This window comes from Microbacterium sp. (genome assembly GCF_052099035.1).
In the GTDB taxonomy this organism is placed as follows: domain Bacteria; phylum Actinomycetota; class Actinomycetes; order Actinomycetales; family Microbacteriaceae; genus Microbacterium.
This window is the reverse complement of the sequence record NZ_JBQDSX010000018.1, coordinates 58,213-60,131: the sequence shown is the minus strand read 5'-3', so window position 1 is coordinate 60,131 and position 1,919 is coordinate 58,213. Positions and strand designations below refer to the sequence as shown.

At 66.5% G+C, this 1,919-nt stretch carries 2 protein-coding genes; one reads left to right on the top strand and one right to left on the bottom strand.

Annotated features, from left to right (window positions below; all coding sequences use genetic code 11):
- Positions 1–77: 77 nt before the first annotated feature.
- Positions 78–1,328 (bottom strand): trans-sulfuration enzyme family protein, encoded by a 1,251-nt coding sequence (locus tag ACTIAO_RS08050; RefSeq protein WP_441905768.1) that lies wholly within the window; start codon positions 1,326–1,328, stop codon positions 78–80.
- Positions 1,329–1,441: 113 nt separating this feature from the next.
- Between ACTIAO_RS08050 and ACTIAO_RS08045 the strand changes: the two genes are divergently transcribed.
- Positions 1,442–1,906 (top strand): Lrp/AsnC family transcriptional regulator, encoded by a 465-nt coding sequence (locus tag ACTIAO_RS08045; protein ID WP_441905767.1) that lies wholly within the window; start codon positions 1,442–1,444, stop codon positions 1,904–1,906.
- The last annotated feature ends 13 nt before the right edge of the window (positions 1,907–1,919 follow it).

Sequence of the window (1,919 nt, the reverse complement as noted above, 5' to 3'; positions counted from 1 at the left end):
CAGCAGCGCGAGGCAGGGATCAGCAGCGCGAAGGGCGGATGCTGGCGCCGCAGCACCAGGAAACGCAGCAGCGCGAGTTAGGAAACAGCAGCGCGAGGCGAGGATGCTGGTGCCCCGGCATCCGGCACCGCAGCACCCGTCCAAGCAGCATCCGAAACCGCAGCGAACGCCTGCGCGAGGTCCGCGATGAGGTCGCCGGCATTCTCGAGCCCGACCGACAGTCGCAGCACATCGGCATCGGGCCGAGCATCCGCCGGCACGGGTCGATGCGTGAGCGCGGCCGGATGCTGGATCAGCGAGTCCACGCCACCCAGAGACACCGCGTGGGTGAACAGCTTCACCGACGATGCCACCGTGCTGGCTGCGGCGTAGCCACCCTGCATCCGCATCGCGATCATCGCGCCGGTGCCGTGCATCTGCCGCTCGAGAATCCCCTCCGGGTCGCCGTCGAGCCCCGGGAAGAACACTTCATTGACCTGAGGCTGATCCTGCAACCACTGCACGAGCTGCTGGGCGTTCTCCTGCTGCTGACGCATCCGCACCGGCAGAGTCGTGAGACCGCGATGCAGCAGATACGCACCGAGCGGATGCAGCAGACCACCGGTCACCGCGCGCACCCGTCGCAGAGCCTCGGCCGCCTCCTCGCTACACGCGACGACGCCCGCGATCACGTCGCCGTGCCCACCGAGATACTTCGTCGCGCTGTGCAGCGACATCGCCGCGCCGTGATCGCACGGGTTCTGCAGGATCGGCGTCGCGAACGTGTTGTCGACGACGACGGGGACGTCTCCGGCCATACGAACGACCGCGGCGATGTCGACGAGCTCGAGCGTCGGATTCGCCGGCGTCTCCATGACCACAAGTCCGGTGTCGGGGCGGATGCTGACACCCACCTCCGACGGATGGCAGAAGGTCGTCTCGGTGCCGAGCAGGCCGGATCCCAGCAGGTGATCGGTGCCGCCGTAGAGCGGTCGAACCGCGACGACATGCCGCTTTCCGGTCGCCGAAGTCATCGCGAGAATCACCGCGGTCATCGCGGCCATGCCGGAGGAGAAGGCGACAGATGCCTCGGTGTGCTCCATTTCGGCAAGGGCATCTTCGAACCGTGCGACGGTCGGGTTCCACAGCCGCGCGTAGACCATGCTGCCGTCCTCGGGCGGGCGTCCACCGGTCGCCATTGCCTCGTAGGAGTCGCCGCCGCGCTCGACATCAGGCAGCGGATTCGTCGTCGAGAGATCGATCGGCAGCGCGTGTACTCCGAGGTCGGTCAGGTCGCCGCGGCCGCTGTGGACGGCAACGGTGTCAGGGTGCAGAGGCTGGGCAGTCATTCTTCCAGATTGCCGGAAACCCCATGAAAATGGGAGAATTCGACAGCATCCGCTGTTCGTGCGCAGGAAACTGAGATATTCAGCAAAGAACCAACATCATGGAGGTGGCGAGGTTGGCGAAAGCACAACTCGATGAACTCGATCTGAAGGTGCTCGCCGCGCTCAGTATCCGCGCAGATCTCACGAACAAGGCGCTCGCGCAGCAACTCGGGCTTGCGGAGTCGACCTGCGCGCACCGCGTACGCAGCCTGCGTGATCGCGGCATCATCCGGGGCTCCCGCATCCGCATCGACACCACCGCGCTCGGATTCCCGCTCGAGGCCATCATCAAGGTGCGCCTCGCGAACCACACCGGCGACAAGGTGAATGCGCTGTTCGATGCGCTCGTCGCGACACCGCAGGTGCTGCAGGTGTTCCACGTCGCCGGGGTCGATGACTTCCTCGTGCACGTCGCCGTGCAGGATGCTGTCGCGCTCCGCGACATCGTCCTCGAGCACATCACGGTGCATCCGGTCGTCCGCGGCACGGAGACCCAGCTGGTCTTCGAGTTGCGCGACGGCCGCGGCGTGCTCGGCTGAGCGGCTGCGGCTC